The following is a 19533-nucleotide window of genomic DNA, read 5'->3' as shown; positions in this document are numbered from 1 at the left end:
ATGCCCCACTCACTTTTGTGCCGTGGGGCATTTTTAGTTTTTAACTTTAAATCAATGACCTATTCCTTTGGCATTCGGTATGATGTGAAACCAGTAGTTATCCGGTACAGGGCTATCCCAAACGCCTAAGTAAGCCGCAACCGCGATAGTGGCGAATAAAATACCTAGGGTCAAAATGGCCATCATCATTCCCGATAAGGGAATTTGGCGTTTTTTGATCGGCGTTTGTAATGAGAAAGCCAATGTTGATGCCACTGGGCAAGATTCGACGCACGTCATGCAACCCGTGCATTCTACCGTTCTGACGTTGATTAATTGATCAACAGGAATACGTGACGGGCAATTTTTGGCACATTTTCCGCAATCAATGCAGCTTTCTACATTTCGGCGAATTTTAACCGGCGAAAATAGAGAGAATATTCCCAGCAATGCGCCATAAGGGCAGAGATAACGACACCACGCGTTACGAATAAATAGGCTAGCGACAACAAGAACAGAAACCGTGATGAGTGAGGCGCTACTAATATAGCGAAAGAAATCCAGCATTTTGACATCGATGATGATCCCATAAGGCGACATCATAAAGTATTGGATCATTTGCGCCGACATGGATAACGAGATATAGAGGAAGAAGGCTAATAGTAGGTATTTCAGTCCTCTTAAGGGGATATCGAGCCATTTAGGTACGTTGATTTGAAAACGAAAAAGTTTCTGTCCTATTTTCCCGATGTATTCCGATATTGTGCCTATCGGGCATAGCCATGAGCAAAAGGATTTTTTCAGTAATAAACTGATGATAATAAAGGAAGCTAAGAGAAACATTGCTGCGGCATGAATAGGAGGCAATCCACCCGTTTCAATGGCGTACTTTAAGTTCATTAACCCCGCAATAGGCAGCCAGCCTTCGATGCCTCCTGGACGCGGAAGATAGAGCGTCGCACCGCCAGTTTCGTAATAGCGTACCCAGTAATAGAAGGTAATGCCGATATAAATGTTGATCGCCAAGAGCGTGATTTGCACGACTTTCCGCCATGTTGAGGCGTTACGCCAATCATTCCAAGGGAGTTTTCCGCCAACGGTTCCCGGACGACGTGGGTATCGTACTGAGGGTTTCTTTGCCATGTCCGCCTATCTCTTTAACATGCATTTTAAATACCATTATTGTATGTAAGTCCCCAGCACTCGTATTGATTTGCATCACTGGCTTGCGATGTTGACGGTGGATATGGCGTGTTGATAGGAAGATAAGTAAATGGAAGGTAGAAGGTAGTCAATGAAAGATAATAAACTCAGATTTTTTCTAAATAGTTAGTGTAGTAACAAGGCAGCAAAATGAAGACAACGCGGGGAGCATACATAAGTATGTGACCCGTGTGGCTGAATGAAGCTAACGCCGTTACACCACTAAATATGACGAAAAAAACAGCTCTAAATAGTTCGGCTTGTAGGTAGGCGGCAAACGAGGATATCCCTAGGAGCATACACAAGTATGTGACTAGGGTAGCTGAGAGTAGCCAACACCCCTACAGGCCGAAATATGACGAGTAATAAAAAAGGCCTATAGCGAACGCTATAGACCTTTTCTATTTATCTGTGGAGTTGGTCGGTAAGCCGGGTTCTGTCGTGGACAACCATTCATCTAGGCCAGCACTTGCGCACTGGCTCCAGCAACCTACCCGAGTTCAATGCGGGCCGCACCATATGAACCCCTATTTGGTCTTGCTCCGGGTGGAGTTTACCATGCCACGAACTGTTGCCAGTCGCGCGGTGCGCTCTTACCGCACCCTTTCACCCTTACCTGATCCTGTAAACAGGCCATCGGCGGTTTGCTCTCTGTTGCACTTGTCGTAGGCTCGCGCCTCCCAGACGTTATCTGGCACCCTGCCCTATGGAGCCCGGACTTTCCTCCCCTCTACCCGTCTCCCGAAGGGACTACGATAAAGCAGCGGTTGTCTGACCAACTCCGCGGCGAATTATAGGCACTTTACACTAGCTTGTACAGACTCAATGACAGGCAAATTACGTCAAAACCGGCACTTGGACAAAAATCACTCGCCGTCTTGCTGGTCTAGCATTAATTTGTAGAGCTGGTTTTTCTTCAGGCCATAAATTTCTGCAGTGATCGCAGCCGCTTTTTTAGGTGGTAACTCTTTTTGCAGTAGACCCAACGTACGAATAACATCTGGCGTAATCGCCGATTCATCGGTTTGTGGCTTATACCCTTCCACAATGAGTACCATTTCACCGCGATGACGGTTTTCATCTTCTTTTACCCATTCGAGTAATTCACCGACTGGGCGCCCTTCAATCGACTCCCAAGTTTTGGTCAATTCACGGGCTAAAACCACACGACGCTCAGGTCCCCACACTTCCACCATGTCTGCTAAACTGTCTAACAAGCGATGAGTAGATTCATAAAAAATCAGTGTTCGAGTCTCTTGTTCTAAGGATTGCAACACATCTTTGCGTCCCTTAGTTTTTGCGGGTAAGAAGCCTTCATAACAAAAACGGTCTGAAGGTAAACCTGCGGCTGACAAGGCGGTGATGGCCGCACAAGCACCCGGTAATGGGACAACGCGGATCCCTGCTTCACGGCAGCGATTGACTAAGTGATAACCAGGATCATTAATTAAAGGTGTACCTGCATCCGAGACTAATGCGATACTATCCCCTTGTTGAAGCTTGCTAATTAATTGATCTGCTTTTTGCTGCTCGTTATGATCATGTAGCGCAAACATGCGCGCATTGATGGCAAAATTCTGTAAGAGAATGCCTGAGTGCCTTGTGTCTTCCGCAGCAATTAGGTCAACATGTTTAAGCACATCTAACGCGCGTTGCGTGATATCTCCCATGTTACCAATTGGGGTTGGCACGATGTACAGCGTAGATGCCATAACCACTGCTTGATTAGGTTGATTCATTGTTTCATCCGAATAGCCGGTTTAAAATTAAGCAATTGAAAAATACACCATTGGATACAGTATGCGTCCTTCAATTTTTTTGCATTTGAAAAAAAGATTAATCTGCACTGCGATGTTGTCCACGTTGGCATTAACAGGGTGCCAAATTGAATCATCGACAACCTCGACAACCACCCAGCAGCCTAGCGTTTCTGATGCCAGCCATTACCAGTCCGTTATCGATGCCGCTCAAGGCAAACCATCAATGGATGTCCTGCGTGCTTTTATCAGCCAAGAACCTCTGCTAACCGATCCTGCACAACATCAAGCGAATATTGATTCTCTGTGGCAGATGTTAACACAGATGAAGCCAGAACAGATTCAAGGAATCGAAGCTGACGAAAATATTCTACTGGGCTGGGTCGACCTTCTGGATATCTACCAAAATAATAAAGATGACCCAGAGGCACTACGTACCGGTATTGAAGACTGGAAAACCCGCTACCCACATAATCCGGGAGCCAAAAACCTGCCAAGCGCATTAGTTCAAGGAACCGTTACCAAAGTCGGTACGAACCCACGTATTGCGTTATTTTTACCGATGAGCGGGCAAGGTCAAGTCTTTGGCCAAGCCATCATGCAAGGCTTCCTTGATGCACAAAAAGGTTTACCTTTAGGCCCTGCATCCCAAGCTGCCGCGGCACCAACTGCGCCACAAAGCTCCGGTAATGATGTACTAGACCAGATTTATCAAGAAGTGGCTGCAACGGTTAATGAAAATGCCAATGCAGAAGTGGCTTCATCCAGCGTGCGCATTGATGCAACGCCAACCAATACCCAAAGCGTTAAAGTCTTTGATACCCAAGGCAAAGCGATCCCTCAATTAGTCGCTCAAGCCTCTTCTGAAGGGTATAACTTAATTGTTGGGCCTCTACTGAAATCAGAGGTGCAAGCTATTGCTCAAATGAATGCGCCCGTCAATGTATTGGCACTGAATGAATTAGACGCTAATCAATTACAGCCGCGTGCAAATTTATGTTATTTCTCTTTATCTCCTGAAGATGAAGCGAAAAATGCCGCTAACCAAATGAAATTAGACGGTAAGCAGATGCCGTTAGTGTTAGTGCCTGCATCCCCATTTGGTGATCGCATCGCAAAAGCGTTTGCCGAAGAGTGGCAAGCAAAAGGCGGTGGCACTGCACTGATGCAAACATTTGGTTCTACTGCATCTTTAAAAGAATCAATCAACCGTGGTCAAGGGATCCGCATGACGGGTACCCCGATCAGTATCGATACCCAAGGGATGGCTCCAACCAGTGGCGGTGTTGATGCGGTTTATATCGTCGCAACACGCGATGAATTAACCCTCGTCAAACCGATGATTGATATGGCAATCAGTTCCCGTCAACGCCCTGCTTTATATGCCAGTTCGCGCAGTAACCAAGGGAGCTCAAATGCCGATTATCGTTTCGAAATGGAAGGCGTGAAATTCAGTGAAGTTCCATTACTTGCTGGTGCAAACAACAACCTACGTAAACAAGCTCAAGGCAAAGTGAATAACGATTATTCACTGTTCCGCCTGTATGCGATGGGTATTGATGCATGGTCACTGGCGAATAACTACGATAACTTGCAGCAACATAGTGACCAATTCCGTGTTAACGGTGCATCCGGTACGCTAAGTGTGCATGATAACTGTGTTATCTATCGTGAATTGCCGTGGCTGCAATTCAAGCAAGGGCAAGTAAAGCCTGCGCAATAAATTAAACAAGGCCGCTATATTGCTGCCTATTTTTCAGACAAGGATGTCATGAAAACCGTTAAAAAATCATTAAAATGGTTGACTGGTCGATATTACGAAAACCAAGCGCTCTCCTATTTAAAGCAGCAAGGGCTCGCTTTTGTCGCACGCAATGTTCGAAATCGTGCGGGAGAAATCGATTTGATCATGCGAGATAAATCAGGCTGGGTATTCGTAGAGGTTCGTTTTCGCAAGAATAGTGATTACGGAGACGCACTTTTATCAGTAAACTGGCACAAACGCAGAAAAATATTGTCCACCGCACAATATTGGCTTGCTCAACGACAAGAAAGTTTTGAAACAACACCCTGCCGCTTTGATATCTGTGCAATCACCGGCAAGCAATTTCAGTGGATTCAAAACGCATTTAATCTTAGTGAACAGGAATATAAGTAAGTGCTAGATAGAATAAAAGTTTGCTTTACTGAAAGCATCCAAACTCAAATTGCCGCAGCAGAAGCCCTGCCCGATGCAATTTCTCGTGCTGCTATGATGATGGTGCAGTCACTGCTTAATGGTAATAAAATTTTGTGTTGTGGCAATGGCGCATCCGCAGCAACAGCACAGCGTTTTGCGGCGAGCATGATCCACCGTTTTGAAACCGAGCGCCCAAGCTTACCGGCTCTCGCGCTAAATACGGATAATACCGTGCTCACCGCGATTTCAGGAAGTAAGCAACCAACTGAAATTTATGCAAAACAAGTTCGAGCGCTGGGCCAGCATGGTGATGTATTAATGGCTATCTCAACCCACGGTAACAGTGCCGATATTATTAAAGCCGTAGAAGCTGCAGTAACGCGCGATATGACTATTGTCGCACTTACTGGCTATGATGGTGGTGAGTTAGCGGGTCTTTTAGGACCACAGGATGTTGAAATTCGCATTCCATCCCAGCATAGTGTCAGAATTCAAGAGGTACACTTACTCACAGTGAATTGTCTGTGTGACCTTATCGATAACACGCTCTTTCCTCATCAGAACGACTAAGGAGACAAAATGCGATTACTTCCGATTTTTGCCATAGTGTTTAGCGCTGTTCTTTTACAAGGCTGTATTGGTGCAGCCGTTGTGGGTACTGCCGCAGTAGCCACCAAAAGCGCTACAGACCCTCGTTCTGTTGGTCAACAAGTTGATGATGGCACATTAGAAGCCCGAGTCAGTGGTCAACTTAACAAAGACAAAGATATCACCAGCAAAGCCCGTATTATTGCAACGGCGTATAAAGGTAATGTCTTGTTAACTGGACAATCTCCCGATATGTCATGGGCAGATAAAGCCAAACAAATCGCCAGTAACGTCGATGGTACAGAAAAAGTGTATAACGAGGTTCGACAAGGTCAGCCCGTTGATTTAGGTACCGCGTCAAAAGACACTTGGTTAACCACCAAAGTAAAATCTAAGATTTTAGCCAGTGACGAAGTGAAGTCCGGCAGCGTTAAAGTTATTACTGAGAATGGTGAAGTCTTCTTATTAGGAGTCCTTACTCAGCAAGAAGGTGCTGCGGCTGCAAAAATTGCCAGTGAAACGGATGGCGTTCGTCGCGTAACGACGGCATTTACTTATCTCAATTGATTATAATTAGTAACCTATTGTTACAAAGAGCCAAGCCATGAAGTCAAATTCATGGCTTTTTTCTTATTCCTCACCTATACCGTTATTTTTCAGATAATTCCTATCTCCTAACAAGCTCATCTGATTAAGTATCCACGCCTGCCTTTTCAAAACATATGAAGATGGATTTTTCACATGGAATCGATGAGGATTAGGCAAAACAGCCGCTAAAAGTGCAGCTTCCTGTCGAGAAAGCTTGCTGGCAGGCTTGTTAAAGAATTTATTTGCAGCTTCTTCAACACCAAAAACCCCCTCACCAAACTCTGCAATATTAAGATAAACAGTAATGATCCGAGTTTTTGACCACATCAACTCCATAACTGGTGTCATTGCTGTCTCAAGCCCTTTTCTTACCCAGCTTCTTCCATCCCATAACCATAGGTTTTTTACCGTTTGCTGAGAGATTGTTGAAGCCCCTCTAACTGTCTGTTTATTACTCGAATTATGTTTATATGCTCGCTCAATTGCATCAAGATCAAATCCCCAATGATGAGGAAAATTTTGATCTTCAGAAGCAATGACAGCGAGATAAAGATAAGGAGAAATCTGTTTTTCACTCACCCAAGTCGAATGAGAAACATAAGAAAAATTAAAGTTTATCCATGCGAAGAGCTGCCTTTCGACCATCACTGCAGAAAAGGGAACAGGGATAAATTTGAAGATCACAACCGACACTAGCCAGAGGGCAAGTAATGAAAGTGTGATCTTCTTTAACCAATACCACAAGCGAGAAACAAACTTTTGCATTGAGTTAATTACGCCATTTCTAATACTTTCTCAACCAGCTTATTGATACCTATATTTGCCTCAGCAATGGATTGAGCCAGCATATAAGCAGGTGTTGTAACAACTTTGTTATATTCATCAACCACAATGTTATCAACCGTGCAAACAACATGCTGCCCACCCATCTTTTCAATTTGGGCAATCGTTTCAGTATCATTGCCAATCGTCAATTTCACTGATGTATTTAACATCTTCGGTAACATGACAGGAGCAATACACATCAGCCCTAGCGGCTTTTTCTGATGGTGCATTGCCTGTACTAAACTTAATAGTTGTTTATTAATTTCACATTCGCTTCCTTTCACCGCAAAATCGCATAAATTTTTTGCCACACCAAAACCACCAGGAATTATAAGGGCATCTAGCTTAGAGGCATCTGCTGATGACAAAGGCGCTATTTTTCCACGAGAAATACGTGCAGATTCTTCCATTTGGTTACGCTTTTCTGTTTTTAACTCACCATTAACATGATTAATTACAGTAGCTTGATATTCATCTGGTGCATAAAAGTGAACTTCTGCGTTATTTTTACTTAAAGCAAGCATAGTTAATACTGATTCATGGATCTCGCTTCCATCAAAAACACCACAGCCACTTAAAATTACCGCAATTGATTTCATATCTTCGTCCTTTTGTAGTAAATTACTCCCCAGAGCGAAAGCAGACAAACATCAATCTTCATCACAGATTTTAATGAATCTTGTAACAGGTTCGATAAATTTTGGTATCTTGATAACGTCTGAGTCGTGACAAATGCATTTTAATGATTCGCCTAAGATAAAAATTATAAGCGAATCAATGATTTCCCTGGTGTTGGCGCAGTATTCGCGCACCCCAACTTAGGTTGGGGTTATTTTTTTGTGCGGCCATCCACCCAGTTTCTTAATGTTTCTATATCTGATTTCCAATCCTGTTTTAACTCATCAACCCACTCTTGCACATTGTCCCACCATGCTGGTAATTCAGGGGATTGGATCTGCTGAGCGAGTTTCTGTAAATTTTTCAGTCCCACTGAACCCGCGGCACCTTTAATTTTGTGAGCTTCCTCAACAATGCCCTTTTGATCTTTAGCCACCATATTGGAATCAAGAATCGCTAAATAACCCGGTAGCATTTTTTCAAATACTTCTAAACCGTCATAAATTAGTTTTGGTCCAACTAATTCAATGTATTGCTCTAACATTTCACAATCTAAAATTGACTCATCAACTTCTGCCATATCCACTTGCTCCTCATGTTTGTCATTTGAAGATGCATTCTCGCCCCAGAATTGCTCAATCACTTGAGTGAGCGCAGGAACCGATAATGGTTTGCTCAGAACACCGTCCATTCCCGCATCAAAGTACTCTTTCTTATCTTTGAGGACATTCGCGGTCAAGGCGATTAATGGTGGTAAATCATCTTTATCATACTGTTGTTTAAGCTGTTTAGAGATATCTAACCCCGTCATATCAGGAAGTTGGATATCCAGTAGAACTAAGTCATATTCCCCAGGTGCGAACATCTCTAACGCGTCCTTACCTGTCATTGCGACATCAACCGTGTTGCCAAGGTTTTCTAGCACAGAACACGCCACAACCACATTTAGTTCAATATCTTCTACTAGTAAGATATGGAGCGCTGGTAATGGATAATCATCTTCATGCTGTTGCTGCTCTACGATTTCAGCCTCAACCTCAGGGGCTATAATCGACAATGTAAATGTTGAACCATGCCCAATATCGCTTTCCACGCGAATATCGCCACCCATACTTTGTGCTAACCTACGGGATACAGAAAGCCCAATCCCCGTTCCCGTTGCAGGACGTCCACCGGCAGAATCGCGAACTTGATAATACATAGCAAAGATTTTATCTAATTCATCTTTCGGAATACCGATGCCGCTATCTTTGACTTGGAAAAATAGCTTGTCATCCGCTTCACGCCAGATGCTCAATTTAACTTCACCTTTTTGAGTGAATTTCACCGCATTGCCGATTAAGTTCCATAGAATTTGGCGTAAACGCGTACCGTCCGTCAGAATAGTTTTCGGTAAACCGTGTGCGACATCCATAACAAACTTCAAGCCTTTCGGCTGAACCAGTAGCCCGCTTAAGTTTTCTAAATCGTTCACAAATTCAGGCAATGTCACAGGTTGGTTATCCAATTGGACTTTGCGACGCTCGATTTTGTCCATTTCAATCACATCATTAAAAATATTACCTAAGGTGACGGCACTGACGTGAATGGTTTTTAAATAGCTCGATTGTTCTTTGGTAAGCTTGGTATCCAGTAAAATGCGGCTAAGCCCCACAATGCCATTAAGCGGCGTACGAAGCTCGTGGCTGATAGTAGAGATAAAGGTGGTCTTCTCTCTACTGGCGTTCTCTAACGCCTCCTGATAGCGCTTACGCTCGGTAATATCACGCCCGAACCCCATTAGCCCGTGGCGTTTCCCTACTCGATCATAAAATGGCACTTTTCGCAGCTCAAAACAGGCTTTTCTCCCATCAGGGTAAACTAGCCACTGCTCATAGGTTAATGCCACATTGTGTCTGAAAACTTTCTCGTCCGTTTCCATTACTTTTGCGGCAATTTCTTCATCATAAATGTCCAGTGGCGTTAAACCGACTAGCTGTTTTTCACTCTTACCAGTGAGCAGCTCCATTGCACGGTTACAACCAGAAAACTCATTGTTTTCATTACGATAATAAACAAGGTCAGGGGAGGCATCGAGGAATGAACGCAGTAAAACAGATTGCTGTTCGAACTCAATTTGAGTCTGTTCTCGGTATTTCATTTCTTGTTTGAGTTGCTCTAACAACTCAAGATGGGCACTTTCGGCTTTTTCACGCTCTAAAATTTCTAAGTTAAGTTGCTCAATATTGCCTTGAAGCTGAGTATTCAGTTCCGCATCACGCTTTCGCATCACTTCGAGCTTATCAACCATGCGCGTTAAACGCTGGCGAGATTCTTCTAATTGTTCTACCACCACCGAAAGAAAATAAACAGCTAATGGCGTAATAATTAAGCCAAAGAAAATTGAACCGACCATATCGAGGCTGTCGACTTGTCCTCGAAGAAAAATCGCTACCGCCATTTGCATTATCATGGCAAGCACAACTAACGCTGACGCGAGAAGCAAAGAGAAACGCACTAAGCCTAGCTTCATCATCAGGTCAACATAGTATTGTGCAAGACCGCGAAGTACTTTCATAACCACCCCTTAGTTAAATTCTCACTGAATCATATATCAAACAGGGCTGTTTCGGATGGGGTTTCATACGAAATATCGATCCTGCTCATTAAATCGTCGGTCACAATGGGATATTCACCCGCGTATTAGTAACTTTATTACGATAATCACTATTTATATCAATGCTATCAAAGTAAACTTTAATTTATATCATTCCCGTAAAAGAATTTGGCTGGAAAGGTGCCTATGTCCTCTTCAAATATGGGTTCGCCCCGTCTTGAACCTCGAAAAAAAACGCTGACGATCCGCAAAATTGAGTTTGTGGAAATTTACCAGCCAATCAGCGGCATTGAAGCTCAGCATCAAGCCCAGCGTTGCTTGTCTTGCGGCAGCCCCTATTGTGAGTGGAAATGCCCGCTCCATAACCCTATCCCAAATTGGTTAAAACTGGCTGGAGAAGGTCGAATTCTTGAAGCGGCAGAGCTTTGTCATCACACCAACAGCTTGCCAGAAATTTGCGGTCGAATTTGCCCGCAAGAACGATTGTGTGAAGCCGCTTGTGTCCTGAATGAAACCTTTGGTTCCGTCACCATTGGACATTTAGAGCGCTATATTACCGATAGTGCGTTTAAACAAGGTTGGCGCCCTGACCTTTCCCATGTTAGGGAAACCGATAAGCGAGTCGCGATTATCGGTGCGGGCCCCGCAGGTCTTTCCTGTGCCGATGTGTTGGCTCGCCACGGCGTTCAAGCAACGGTATTTGATAAACACCCTGAAATCGGCGGGTTACTCACTTTTGGTATACCCGCCTTTAAGTTAGAAAAGTCGATAATGCAGCATCGTCGACGCATTTTTGAAGAAATGGGGATTATTTTTAAACTTAACACCGAGATTGGGCAACATGTCCCGTTAGAAACGTTACTCAATGAATTTGATGCGGTTTTTATTGGAACCGGCACCCATCACCCAGTTTCAGGCAATCTCCTCAACGAAGACGTTATAGGTGTCTATCAAGCACTTCCTTATTTAGTGGGCAATGCACGTCATTTATTAGGTTACGCTGACGATCCTCAATATCCTTATGTATCACTGGAAAATAAGAATGTGATTGTGTTGGGCGCAGGAGATACCGCGATGGATTGTGTCCGTAGCGCTATTCGCCAAGGAGCCAGCCAGGTCAGTTGTGTCTATCGAGGTGGCTCTTCAGAAATGCCAGCAACACCGCGAGAAGTCCTACACGCCCAAGAGGAAGGCGTACAGTTTCATTTTCACTTACAACCCATTGGGGTTAACACTAACGCCGAGGGGCAACTTATCAGTGTTCATTTCACCAGCACACTATCGAATTCCACTAAATTGGAAGAAATGACACACTCTGCTGATGTGGTCATTATTGCGTTTGGTTTTGAATCTGACGATATGCCGTGGATTAGCGCACATTCCATACAGCGCGATACGAGCGGTAGAATAATTGCCCCTCGTCATCATCATTATGCTTACCAGACTTCACACCCTAAAATTTTTGCAGGGGGGGATGTGGTTCACGGTTCTGATTTAGTGGTAACAGCAATTGCCGAAGGGCGTGGAGCCGCAGAAGGAATAATGAGTTTTCTTCAGGTATAAAAAAAGAGGAATTTCTTCCTCTTTTTAGCATTGACTATATCAATCTTCATTGCCACGATTTGTGTTTATTTCACAACCCGTAGCGCTGGACGACCTTTCGGTGGTCTTGGTGGCTCATCATCTGGGAATGAAGGCTCTTCAGTTTGAGTGGCCTCATCATGAACCAATACAATGTTGTCAGACAGTGCTTCATCAGTTGTGTTCTCTTCCCCATCAAAGTGCTCATCATAAGCCGCTTCCGGTTCAAACATCATACCTGCGCCATTTTCACGCGCATATACCGCCATGATAGCCGCCATTGGTACATAAACCTGACGAGGTACACCACCGAATCTCGCATTAAACCGCACTTCTTCGTTGGTAATTTCAAAGTTACCTACTGCACGTGGGGCAACATTTAAAACAATTTGCCCATCACGCGCAAATTCCATTGGAACATTCACCATGGGAAGAGTGACATCAACCACCAAATGCGGAGTCATATCGTTATCCAGCAACCACTCATAGTGGGCGCGCAGCAGATAAGGGCGACGTGGTGTCATTGGTGCCATTTCCATCATCCGACTTAGCCTCGTGCTGACTGGCGCATTTCACGCTCTAATTCAGTTAATGATGCTAAAAATGAATCGCGTTCAAATACACGCTGCATGTACATCTGTAAATGTTTGCTAATTGCAGGCTTTAATTCGATCCCTAACACAGGTAAGCGCCATAACAGCGGTGCTAAATAGCAATCGGCTAGGCTGAATTCATCACTCATAAAGTATTGCATGTGTTCAAATGTCGGAGAGACTGCGATCAGCTCTTCAGCTAATTGACGACGCGCACTTTCAGCTTCTTGTGCAGTTCCTTTCTCGATTTTTGTCATCAGTGAATACCAGTCTTTTTGGATACGGTGCATCAGCTGACGGCTAATACCACGTGCAACTGGATAAACTGGCATTAACGGTGGATGAGGGAAGCGCTCATCAAGGTATTCCATGATGATATGTGGGTCATACAGAGTCAGATCGCGATCCACCAGCGTTGGTACGCTTTGATACGGGTTAAGATCAATAAGGTCTTGAGGCAGGTGATCAGGCTCGACATGTTCAATCTCAACACTAACACCTTTTTCAGCGAGTACGATGCGTACTTGATGGCTAAAAATATCAGTAGGGCCTGAAAACAATGTCATTACCGAACGTTTATTAGGAGCAACAGCCATTAAAACCTCCAAATGATAAAAATAATGATCCTTAAATAAGGATTAATTCATTATTTCCATTTTTAAAATCCCATGTGCTTAACCTTCAAGATCCATTTTGAAAGTCAGCACAACCCTCTCGCTTCATGGAAGCGAGAAATAATCAAATAAAAAACTGGGGCATAGTCTAACAGATTTTGTACAGCTTAGGGGGCTGACCTAGAGAAAATCATCGGTTAATTTTATTAGAGGGGAATACCCACATCAAAATCAGCATTATCAGCTTTTGGTTTTTGATAATTAAAAATTAAAACCTTAAAGCTAACTCCATGGTTAATGAGTTGTATTTTTACTGTATTTGAGATATGACGCAAAATGAGAGTGGAATAATAGAATAATACTTTCTGCCTGTCTTTATTTTAATTAAATCATGATGGCTCAATATTTGATTTATTTTAGGCAATAAAAAACCCGCCATAAAGACGGGCTTTTTCATCAATTTTATGCCCAGAAGGCAATAAATTAACGTTTGGAGAACTGTGGACGACGACGTGCTTTACGCAGACCCACTTTCTTACGTTCAACAGAACGCGCATCACGGGTAACGAAACCAGCTTTACGCAGATCAGAACGAAGAGTCTCGTCATAAGCCATCAGTGCACGTGTAATACCGTGACGGATTGCGCCTGCCTGACCAGAGATACCACCACCTTTAACAGTGATGTACAGGTCCAGTTTTTCTAACATTTCAACCAGTTCTAACGGCTGACGAACTACCATGCGCGCAGTTTCGCGACCAAAGTATTGTTCCAGTGTACGTTGATTGATTGTGATGTTACCGCTACCCGGCTTAATAAAGACACGAGCAGATGAGCTTTTGCGGCGACCAGTGCCGTAGTATTGATTTTCAGCCATTGCTATAATCCCGATTAAATGTCAAGAACTTGCGGTTGTTGTGCCGCGTGGTTGTGCTCATTACCTGCGTAAACTTTCAGTTTACGGTACATTGCACGACCCAGAGGTCCTTTTGGCAACATGCCTTTAACCGCGATTTCAAGCACACGCTCAGGACTACGAGCAATCATCTCTTCGAAAGTTGCTTGCTTGATTCCACCAATATGGCCAGTGTGGCGATAGTAGATTTTGTCTTCGCGTTTTTTGCCGGTAACAGCAATTTTTTCTGCATTCAGAACGATGATGTAATCACCAGTATCCACGTGCGGAGTATATTCCGCTTTATGCTTACCGCGCAGACGGCTAGCAATTTCAGTTGCAAGACGGCCTAAAGTTTTGCCATCTGCATCAACAACATACCAGTCGCGTTTTACGGTCTCTGGTTTAGCTGTAAAAGTTTTCATTAAAACTTACCCAATATTGAAGTTACACGTTGTGTGAACACTCATGTTCGTAAAATATAGCGAGGTTCACGCGACTCATTGTCCAGCAAACCCACCCCTTCGAGCAGCCTAGCTGGCATTAATGCGTTATTTTTTGGGAAATAAAAAACAACGCCGTAACGTGGGGTCGCAAGATTATAGAGAAGTCAGCAACAAAAATCGACCCCAAATGCATTTTTTTTACGTTCAAATAAACAATTAGTACCGCATGTTCAAAAAGCACACATAAATCTGGAGAGAAAACGACGCCCTTGAGACTCATTTCCTCTTTGGCTTCTATGATAAATGCGGGATTTTCAAATATTCTTCACTTTGCATTTCTTGCAAGCGAGAAAGGCAGCGCTGATATTCAAACGCCAAAAGTTGCCCTTGATAAAGTGAATCCATCGACACCTGTGCATTGATCATCAATTTTACCTTACGTTCATAGAACTCATCAATAAGCGCGAGAAAACGTCTGGCCGGATTTTCATCCTTCATTCCCATCACAGGAACGTCATACAGCAATACCGTATGATAACAATTTGAGAGGTAGATATAATCATTTTGGCTACGAGGCTCTTCACACAAAACCTTAAAGCTGATTGCCAATACCCCTTCAGCGGAACGAATTGCCTGCATTTTTCGGTGGTTAACTTCTAATACAGGATTTTGCTGCCCTTCCTTACCTGCCAATTTCACAAACACTTCATCTAAATGATGGCGATTTTGCTCATTAATTGGCGATAAAAATAGATGAGCTTGAGTCAGAGTACGCAAGCGATAGTCAATCCCCGCATCCACATTCATTACATCGCAATATTTTTTTATCTGTTCGATAGCAGGCAAAAAGCGAGCGCGTTGCAAACCGTTGCGATAAAGGTTGTCAGGGATAATATTGGATGTCGCGACTAACGTGATACCCCGTGCAAAGAGCCCTTCTAATAGGGTTCCTAGAATCATCGCGTCGGTAATGTCCGAGACAAAAAACTCATCGAAACACAAAATATCCGTCTGTTTTTTGAATTCATCAGCAATAATGTCGAGCGGATTTTCCTGTCCTTGCAGCGCCATTAAGTCTTCCTGCACTTTCTTCATAAAGCGATGAAAGTGTAAACGCAATTTGCGCTCTCCCGGTAAACTGTCGTAGAACATGTCCATCAACCACGTTTTACCGCGACCTACGCCCCCCCACATATATAACCCCTGAACTGGCTCGCAGGTTTTTGTGGATGATTTCCCTAACAAGCGTCCAAAGCGCTGTTTTAGACCGTTTGTTTTTTCATTTGGGAAGCAAGGCGTAGCACTGCAAAGTTGCTGATAAATCTTGTCTAATCGCTCTACGGTTTGTTTTTGTACGTCGTCAGGCTGGTAATTGCCTTGCTCAAGAGCTTGTTGGTAACGCATGGTAGGGGTCATCGGTGACATCAACTCAGTGATCCTTAAAATTTTCGGTTTTTTTTACCGTTATATGATATACACTGCCTTTATTATAACCAGATTCTGTTAGCATTTAACTTTCGATTAACTATTGGGCATAGAGTAAGGAATTTCGCTTTATTATTCCACTCTTTAGCATTAACAGATTTGCGATTAGCAGGTATAGTTAGGGTAATCGAGCTAAATTTTGGCGACCATTTTCTGTGAATTTTGATTGAAGTAAACGAAGGAGTTAGCATGACTTGGGAGTATGCACTAATAGGATTAGTTGTTGGCTTTATCATCGGCGCATTGGTTGTGCGTTATGGCAATCCAAAACTTCGTCAACAAAAAACAGCACAGGCTGAATTAGACAAAAAAAGCACTGAGCTGGAAGAGTATCGTAAAGAACTCGTTAGCCATTTTGCTCGCAGCGCAGAGTTATTGGATAAAATGGCGCGCGACTATCGCCAACTGTATCAACACATGGCGCAAAGCTCTTCCGAGTTAATGCCGGATATGCAAGATAACCCATTCCATTATCGTTTGACTGAATCTGAAGCCGATAATGACCAAGCACCGGTTAAAATGCCACCTAGAGATTACTCTGAAGGTGCTTCAGGGCTCTTCCGCCCTCTCGATGAAAAAGAGAAGTAATTTTTTGATTATGCCACCAGTAGCGCCTGTTACTGGTGGTGTTATTTCCCCCGCCGTATCATTCCAATTCCGAATAAAATCTTATAGTTAGTTTAGCTACTGTATAGAAGTTAGCGTTTCACCTAAACATCATGTAAATGGATGTAAAATTGTGGATAAGTACTATCCGCATAGGGAACTTTTCCGCATAATCCGTGGTCATAGTCATCAGTAAAATATTATTTGAGACCCCAAAATACCTCCGCTTATATGACCTTAGGGTACCGTTAATGGGTGCCATTCATATGAGCTGATATTTTCTATTGAGAGAATCTACGGAATGATGAAAAGAAAAAATTTCTTTCTGACAGCAGTCGCAATGAGTTTAGGTTTAACCCTGTCCACGATCCCAGCAATCAGCAGCGCCGCATTACCGGCCACATTACCAGCAACCGCACAAAGCCAAAATATGCCAAGCTTAGCGCCAATGCTGGAAAAAGTGCTGCCTGCCGTCGTGAATATCCATGTTTCAGGCACTCGTGTACAAAATCAACAAATTCCCGAAGAACTGAAATTCTTCTTTGGCCCAAATGCACCTTCACAACAACAAAGTGTGCGCCCATTTGAAGGCTTAGGTTCTGGTGTCATCATTGATGCGACACAAGGTTATGTTTTAACCAATAATCACGTTATTGATGGTGCTGATAAAATCCAAATTCAGCTAAATGACGGTCGTGAAATTGACGTTAAACTGATTGGTAAAGATCCACAAACTGATATTGCTCTATTAAAAATCAGCAATGCAAAAGATATCAAAAACCTCACCGCGGTTTCTATTGCAGACTCCGATAAACTGCGTGTTGGTGATTTTGCCGTTGCCGTGGGTAACCCATTCGGTTTAGGACAAACTGCCACATCCGGGATTATTTCTGCGTTAGGTCGTAGCGGATTAAATCTGGAAGGCTTAGAAAACTTTATCCAGACCGATGCCTCAATCAACCGTGGTAACTCCGGTGGTGCGCTGGTTAACTTAAACGGTGAGCTGATTGGGATTAACACCGCAATCTTAGCACCAGGTGGCGGAAATATTGGTATCGGCTTTGCTATCCCAAGCAATATGGCGAAAAGCCTGAGCGAGCAGCTGATTAAACACGGTGAAGTTAAACGCGGAATTTTAGGTATTAAAGGTACAGAGATGAACTCTGATATCGCTAAAGCCTTCAATATCGATGCACAACGTGGTGCCTTCGTCAGTGAAGTCATTCCAAAATCATCAGCGGCAAAAGCAGGCATCAAATCGGGTGACGTTTTAGTGTCTGTAGATGGTAAACGTATTAATAGCTTCGCGGAATTAAGAGCGAAAATTGGTACCAGCCAGTTAGGTAAAGAAATCACCCTTGGTCTGATCCGTTCAGGCAAACCAATGGAAGTGAAAGTGGTGCTAGAAAGCGATGAAGGTTCAGCGACCAACGCAGAAAAACTGAGTGAATCCTTATTAGGCGCCACCATTTCCAATGCGGTTGTTAGCAATACCAAAGGGGTACAAGTGGACAGCGTAGCACCTAAGTCTCCGGCTGCTGCGGTTGGTTTAGCGAAAGGCGACCTGATCTTTGGCGTGAATGACACTCGCGTAGAAAGTATCGACCAATTTCGCAAAATCATCGATAGCAAACCGCCAGTATTAGCGATGAAAGTGCTGCGTGGTGGTGAAACGCTTTACTTATTAATGAAAAACTAATTCATTAAGTTACCGCACATAAATCAATAAAACGGGTACAGTATCACTCTGCTGTGCCCGTTTTTTTATGTTATGCTCAAAGCATCTCTCTGTCTGTCATCTCCATCATAGCGAACTTGGTAACCTTTAACATGGTCAAAAAGCTGCTTGTGTCTGTCCTGCTTGGATTGGTCACTGCCTCAATCATTATTGTGGCCGTCCCCTCATTACGCCCACAGGGACTGGCTGATTTACTGTATGGGAAAACCAATAGCGAGCCCGTAAGCTATAACAAGGCCGTACGCCGTGCCGCGCCTGCGGTCGTGTATGTCTATAGCAGCTCTAAAGGGAGTTTTTCCCAATCGGGTCGGGAATTACAATCTCTTGGATCAGGGGTGATATTAAGCGCTAATGGCTACATAGTGACCAACAAACATGTGGTGGATAACCCAGATCAAATTCTTGTCGCTCTACAAGATGGTGCCATTTTCGATGCTTTTTTAGTCGGCTCAGACCCTCTCACCGACCTCGCCGTCTTAAAGATAGACGCTGAAAATCTCCCCGTTATCCCCATTAATACCAAGCGCATCACCCATGTTGGAGATGTCGTTTTAGCCATTGGAAACCCTTATAACCTTGGACAAACAGTCACCCAAGGAATTATCAGCGCGACAGGTCGTGTCGGGTTAAGCTCCACACGCCGCCAAAATTTCCTGCAAACCGATGCCTCCATTAACTCCGGTAACTCCGGTGGTGCCCTCATCAACACTGAAGGGGAATTGGTTGGTATAAACACCCTTTCATTCAGTGCAGGGCAAGGCGTCAGTTCCGAAGGATTGAGTTTTGCTATCCCAACCGCCCTAGCAACCAAAATCATGGAAAAACTGATCCGTGATGGTCGTGTCGTTCGAGGCTACATCGGCATTACGGCTCGTGAGTTACCGCAAATTCGCACAAATACAAATAATATCAATCAAATTCAAGGATTAAGGATTTTCCAAGTCTCAGCCAATGGACCCGCTGCAAAATCAGGCATTGAGCAAGGGGATATTATTTTATCCTTAGATGGAAAACCTGCCGTTTCTGCTGCAGAAACAATGGATTATGTCGCTGAAATTCGCCCCGGCACAAAAATTCCCGTTCAGATTTTACGTGATGGTAACGTGCAAAACATCGATATCGTGATTGAAGAACTGCCTGAAGGGCAAGCGAACTAAACCCTCAAATCTTCCATTCAAAATAAGCCCGAAAAAAAAGGTTGTTCCGATGAAGAACAACCTTTTTGTTTTTTGAAATCTCGCTT

18 protein-coding genes and 1 other RNA gene are annotated in these 19533 nt (G+C 43.7%); 8 read left to right on the top strand and 11 right to left on the bottom strand.

Annotation, left to right across the window (positions count from 1 at the left end; genetic code table 11):
• Positions 1-51: 51 nt before the first annotated feature.
• The 3 genes from PR799_RS10910 to rsmI form a co-directional block, all read right to left on the bottom strand.
• On the bottom strand, positions 52-1122 hold the full coding sequence (locus PR799_RS10910) for a 4Fe-4S binding protein (protein WP_272522039.1): 1071 nt from the start codon (positions 1120-1122) through the stop codon (positions 52-54).
• Positions 1123-1591: 469 nt separating this feature from the next.
• Positions 1592-1965, bottom strand: an RNA gene (gene rnpB, locus PR799_RS10905) — RNase P RNA component class A.
• 83 nt (positions 1966-2048) lie between these two features.
• Positions 2049-2921 carry a 16S rRNA (cytidine(1402)-2'-O)-methyltransferase gene (rsmI, locus tag PR799_RS10900; RefSeq protein WP_036956141.1) on the bottom strand — a complete coding sequence of 291 codons (873 nt, stop codon included), beginning with the start codon at positions 2919-2921 and terminating at the stop codon, positions 2049-2051.
• Positions 2922-2982: 61 nt separating this feature from the next.
• On the opposite strand from rsmI, the gene PR799_RS10895 reads away from it, so the two are divergent.
• From PR799_RS10895 to dolP, 4 genes are read left to right on the top strand one after another with little or no spacing between them, the layout of a single operon-like run.
• A complete protein-coding gene (locus PR799_RS10895; RefSeq protein ID WP_272522038.1) occupies positions 2983-4662 on the top strand; it encodes a penicillin-binding protein activator in 1680 nt (559 codons plus the stop codon).
• 48 nt (positions 4663-4710) lie between these two features.
• On the top strand, positions 4711-5097 hold the full coding sequence (locus tag PR799_RS10890) for a YraN family protein (protein WP_154603437.1): 387 nt from the start codon (positions 4711-4713) through the stop codon (positions 5095-5097).
• On the top strand, positions 5098-5688 hold the full coding sequence (gene diaA / locus PR799_RS10885; RefSeq protein ID WP_006659121.1) for a DnaA initiator-associating protein DiaA: 591 nt from the start codon (positions 5098-5100) through the stop codon (positions 5686-5688).
• Positions 5689-5697: 9 nt separating this feature from the next.
• Positions 5698-6273, top strand: coding sequence for a division/outer membrane stress-associated lipid-binding lipoprotein (gene dolP / locus PR799_RS10880; protein WP_036956134.1), 576 nt, complete (start codon positions 5698-5700; stop codon positions 6271-6273).
• 63 nt (positions 6274-6336) lie between these two features.
• Here dolP and mtgA read toward each other — a convergent pair whose 3' ends face one another.
• The 3 genes from mtgA to arcB all read right to left on the bottom strand — a co-directional run bounded on the left by mtgA (position 6337) and on the right by arcB (position 10294).
• Positions 6337-7059 (bottom strand): monofunctional biosynthetic peptidoglycan transglycosylase, encoded by a 723-nt coding sequence (gene mtgA, locus PR799_RS10875; RefSeq protein ID WP_272522037.1) that lies wholly within the window; start codon positions 7057-7059, stop codon positions 6337-6339.
• A gap of 8 nt (positions 7060-7067) precedes the next feature.
• Entirely contained in the window at positions 7068-7718 is a 651-nt protein-coding gene (gene elbB, locus PR799_RS10870) for an isoprenoid biosynthesis glyoxalase ElbB (RefSeq protein ID WP_154627733.1), read from the bottom strand.
• Positions 7719-7948: 230 nt separating this feature from the next.
• On the bottom strand, positions 7949-10294 hold the full coding sequence (gene arcB, locus PR799_RS10865; protein ID WP_272522036.1) for an aerobic respiration two-component sensor histidine kinase ArcB: 2346 nt from the start codon (positions 10292-10294) through the stop codon (positions 7949-7951).
• 225 nt (positions 10295-10519) lie between these two features.
• Here arcB and PR799_RS10860 point away from each other — a divergent pair, with 225 nt between their 5' ends.
• Positions 10520-11896 (top strand): FAD-dependent oxidoreductase, encoded by a 1377-nt coding sequence (locus PR799_RS10860; RefSeq protein WP_272522035.1) that lies wholly within the window; start codon positions 10520-10522, stop codon positions 11894-11896.
• A gap of 65 nt (positions 11897-11961) precedes the next feature.
• Here the strand turns inward: PR799_RS10860 and sspB are convergent, their stop codons facing one another.
• The 5 genes from sspB to zapE form a co-directional block, all read right to left on the bottom strand.
• Positions 11962-12456: a ClpXP protease specificity-enhancing factor gene (gene sspB, locus PR799_RS10855; RefSeq protein WP_154603442.1), complete on the bottom strand. Its 495-nt coding sequence runs from the start codon at positions 12454-12456 to the stop codon at positions 11962-11964.
• Positions 12457-12461: 5 nt separating this feature from the next.
• A complete protein-coding gene (sspA, locus tag PR799_RS10850; RefSeq protein WP_272522034.1) occupies positions 12462-13103 on the bottom strand; it encodes a stringent starvation protein SspA in 642 nt (213 codons plus the stop codon).
• Positions 13104-13604: 501 nt separating this feature from the next.
• Positions 13605-13997 carry a 30S ribosomal protein S9 gene (gene rpsI, locus PR799_RS10845; RefSeq protein ID WP_004258235.1) on the bottom strand — a complete coding sequence of 131 codons (393 nt, stop codon included), beginning with the start codon at positions 13995-13997 and terminating at the stop codon, positions 13605-13607.
• 14 nt (positions 13998-14011) lie between these two features.
• A complete protein-coding gene (gene rplM, locus PR799_RS10840; protein WP_006659112.1) occupies positions 14012-14440 on the bottom strand; it encodes a 50S ribosomal protein L13 in 429 nt (142 codons plus the stop codon).
• Between the two features lie 315 nt (positions 14441-14755).
• Positions 14756-15886 (bottom strand): cell division protein ZapE, encoded by a 1131-nt coding sequence (gene zapE / locus PR799_RS10835; RefSeq protein WP_154627735.1) that lies wholly within the window; start codon positions 15884-15886, stop codon positions 14756-14758.
• 249 nt (positions 15887-16135) lie between these two features.
• On the opposite strand from zapE, the gene zapG reads away from it, so the two are divergent.
• The 3 genes from zapG (at position 16136) to degS (ending at position 19447) form a co-directional block, all read left to right on the top strand.
• Positions 16136-16534 carry a Z-ring associated protein ZapG gene (gene zapG / locus PR799_RS10830; protein ID WP_036956122.1) on the top strand — a complete coding sequence of 133 codons (399 nt, stop codon included), beginning with the start codon at positions 16136-16138 and terminating at the stop codon, positions 16532-16534.
• 322 nt (positions 16535-16856) lie between these two features.
• Entirely contained in the window at positions 16857-18251 is a 1395-nt protein-coding gene (locus PR799_RS10825) for a Do family serine endopeptidase (RefSeq protein ID WP_036956406.1), read from the top strand.
• 131 nt (positions 18252-18382) lie between these two features.
• Entirely contained in the window at positions 18383-19447 is a 1065-nt protein-coding gene (degS, locus tag PR799_RS10820) for an outer membrane-stress sensor serine endopeptidase DegS (protein WP_272522033.1), read from the top strand.
• Positions 19448-19533 lie beyond the last annotated feature (86 nt).

This window comes from Providencia sp. PROV202 (genome assembly GCF_028479565.1).
Taxonomy (GTDB): Bacteria; Pseudomonadota; Gammaproteobacteria; order Enterobacterales; family Enterobacteriaceae; genus Providencia; species Providencia zhijiangensis.
The sequence above is the reverse complement of the archived record's forward strand: the minus strand, read 5'-3'. Positions and strand labels throughout refer to the sequence as shown.